We start from the raw sequence: 2,889 nt of genomic DNA, 5'->3' as shown, positions 1-2,889 counted from the left end.
GCTCCGTAGCTGCGGAACAGATCGGTGAGGTGGGCGGCGGTCGAATACCGGCGACCCGAGCGGTATCCTTCCGGATCGTGCTCGCTGCGCCCGTGGCCGAGGTGCTTGGCAAGCACGGCACACCACGGCTCGCCGACGCATCCGTCGATGACCTCGAGCAGCGCCCACAGCACCCTCGACTGGTGCCATGGGTCGTCGTCGGCGGTCAGGCCGGTCGCCGCGGCGAGAGCGTGGTCTACCAGCCGCGCCGGTGACGGAAATTCGATGTTCGCCGCCACCCCGTCTGCCAACGCCGGCCGCGAGCCCAGGGTCGTCGAGAGTCGCTGAGTGAGCCACCGCTCCACGCCCTTCGCGGGGACGGCGACGACCTCCCGCGCAAACGGGTCGGTGAGCGGCTTCGCGAGCACCTCACCCAGTGCAGCAGCGAGCGTGGTGGAACGTTCCGCGCGATGCAGTACCAGCACGTAGCCTCCCTTCACTCCCGCACTCGGGTGAACCTGTCAGACTCAACCACATCCCACCGACGATCCGGTCGCACGCGCCGCCAAGGGGCGTTATCTCGGGTTTGCGCGGCCGGTCTGGGTCCAAGGCCGCGTGGTGGACCACCACACAGCACCGGTGCGGTCGCGGGTCCAGTTCCGCATGTGCCGTGGGGTGGGAACTGCCGGCGATATCACACCGCGGTATGCGACCTACATCGTCGCCGCCTGGCTCGCCGGCATCATCGTCAACCTGCTGAGCTACCCAGGCATCTACGATGCCGCATTGCGTGACGTCGGACTGCTGCTCGCCGCGCTCACACTCGGCCGGTTGGCCTCCGTGTACGGCCCGGCCTGGCCGACGGACCGCGCGCTGGAATCCCTGGTTCGCACCCGACTCAGCACCCTGCCCGACACAACCCACGCTCAAATCGCGACCTATATCGGTTACGCAGTCACCCGCCCGTAAGCGGTCACTCTCACCCACGTTCCTTGCCTTCCGATACGATTACGTGCGGGCTACGCGGCACTTCTCACACGTTCAGGGCAATAGGACCGGGTTTCGGAGTCGACGAAAACCAATCGCACCGCACCGCACCACACGTGCGCGTGCGTACGCACCATCAAGGTTATGCGGGGAATAAATGAACGAATCCACGAGTCGCATGACAGAACCCGGAAACCCACCAACCGATTCTGCAGTTGCCGACCGGGTCGGCAAGGATGCGTATGAATACTGGAAACTAATCCAGCAGACGATAGAGCGGGACTACACAAGCATTTTTACCCCCGAGTGGCTCTACGGCGGAAAGAAACACGGCTGGTCCCTGAGGTACAAGAAGAACAAATCATTCTGTACGTTGATCCCCGAGAAGAATCGTTGCGCTCTGTTGATAGTTTTCGGAAAAGCCGAGCGGGAAAAAGTTGAAGCAATCAGGAATAGCCTGACAAAGAAGACCCAAGAGGAATACGACCATGCCACTACCTATCATGACGGGAAATGGCTGCTTCTTACAATTGATTCCGACAGAGTCGTAAAAGATGTCATGCTGCTTCTGGCGGCAAAACGAAGGCCGAAAAAATGACAAGGAAGCATGACCCTCCAATCCACCGCCGAGGCGGGCGCTCACACGTGTGCATACAGACAGGCGGGGAGCCGCGTGCATGACACACGCGTGGTGGCCGCGGGGCGAACTGATCCGGCGGGTAAATCGCCGACCGCACCTGTCCTCCCGATGGCAGGCGGTTACCGAGAGTAGCGGCCCCGGCCTGCTTTACCGGTTCGACGGCAGTCCTCCTGAGCAGCTCCAAGAACTGCGACGAACGAGATCACGAACTCGAAAGCACGAGTGGCCTCGACAATTGTCTGAATCGTCTACTGCCGACGCCTCTCCGGCTGCTCGAAGTGGTGCGCTTGGGCAGCTCATCGGGATTTGAGCGTCACACTATAGAAACGAAGAGCTTTCCCTCTGGCGAGTACTGCGCCAGGCAGCGGCGCCGGTTGCACCTAACACGAAGGTCACAGTGGCGCGTCTCCGCCTCTGACCTGAGTTGCACCAGGTTGGCCGTTTTCCGGGGTTGCCGGGGGTATTTGCGCTGGTGACAGAGGTGCAGTCCGGGAAAGTGGCACACTAATCGGCCGGTAGAACCCCGCCCGTGGCCGCCTATATCCGCAAAGTTCGCACCGCCTCGGGCGCGACGGCAGTGCAGATCGCGGCCAAACAGGGCCGCCGAGACATAGGTACTCGAACATCTCGGCTCGGCCCGTACCGACGGTGAGCTCGCCGCTCTACTCGAGGCGGCCCGCGAGAAACTGAATGCCGGTCAGCAGCAACTCGACCTCGACCTCGGCACGTCCACGGATGGAGCGTCGGTGATCACCGGCAAACGCTCACGCTGGCTGATCGAAGTCATCGACACAGCCTGGCGGCAGCTCGGGTTCGACGTGATCGACAATGATGCGTTCTTCCAGCTGGTGACTACTTGAACCCGCCTGCCATACCGTGGTCAGTTTTCACGTGCCGTCGACAGCCAGAATGAAAATTGGTTGGTAGTTGACGCCGGATTCGCCACTGACAGCAGGGCTGCGGGAAGTATTGTAGCCCTGGACGGTGGGCCATTCTGGCTTCGACAGTCTTAGTTCGGGCGGCCTGTTGTTTTCTGCCCCAAACGAATAGGAGTGAGCGGCCATGTTGGATTCGTTCTGGGACTTGCTGTGGTACACGCTGGTCATTTTCGCGTTTGTCGCCTACCTGATGATCTTGTTCCAGATCCTTGGTGATCTGTTCCGTGACCGCGCGATGTCCGGCATCGTGAAGATCTTGTGGATCATCTTCTTGATCGTATTGCCCTACCTGGCTGCGTTTGTCTATCTGATAGTCCGTGGCCGCGGCATGGCGGAGCGCCAGGT

Annotated in this window: 3 protein-coding genes and 2 pseudogenes; 4 read left to right on the top strand and 1 reads right to left on the bottom strand. The window is 61.2% G+C overall.

Going from position 1 to position 2,889, the window contains the following annotated elements; genetic code table 11:
• Positions 1-464: exodeoxyribonuclease V subunit gamma (locus WAW17_RS08145; RefSeq protein WP_422332478.1), on the bottom strand; the 464-nt coding region annotated here is incomplete at its 3' end.
• 193 nt (positions 465-657) lie between these two features.
• On the opposite strand from WAW17_RS08145, the pseudogene WAW17_RS08140 reads away from it, so the two are divergent.
• The 4 genes and pseudogenes from WAW17_RS08140 to WAW17_RS08125 form a co-directional block, all read left to right on the top strand.
• Positions 658-837 (top strand): annotated as a pseudogene (locus WAW17_RS08140) (hypothetical protein); the annotation flags it as partial.
• A gap of 307 nt (positions 838-1,144) precedes the next feature.
• Complete coding sequence (locus WAW17_RS08135; RefSeq protein ID WP_422332477.1) at positions 1,145-1,564, top strand: DUF3788 domain-containing protein; 420 nt, start codon at positions 1,145-1,147, stop codon at positions 1,562-1,564.
• A gap of 571 nt (positions 1,565-2,135) precedes the next feature.
• Positions 2,136-2,457, top strand: a pseudogene (locus WAW17_RS08130) (IS1634 family transposase); the annotation flags it as partial.
• Between the two features lie 211 nt (positions 2,458-2,668).
• The coding region (locus WAW17_RS08125; protein ID WP_422332476.1) for a PLDc N-terminal domain-containing protein at positions 2,669-2,889 on the top strand (221 nt) is incomplete at its 3' end.

It is taken from the genome of Rhodococcus sp. (in: high G+C Gram-positive bacteria), assembly GCF_049286785.1.
In the GTDB taxonomy this organism is placed as follows: domain Bacteria; phylum Actinomycetota; class Actinomycetes; order Mycobacteriales; family Mycobacteriaceae; genus Rhodococcus_F.
This window is presented reverse-complemented; position numbering and strand designations above follow the sequence as displayed.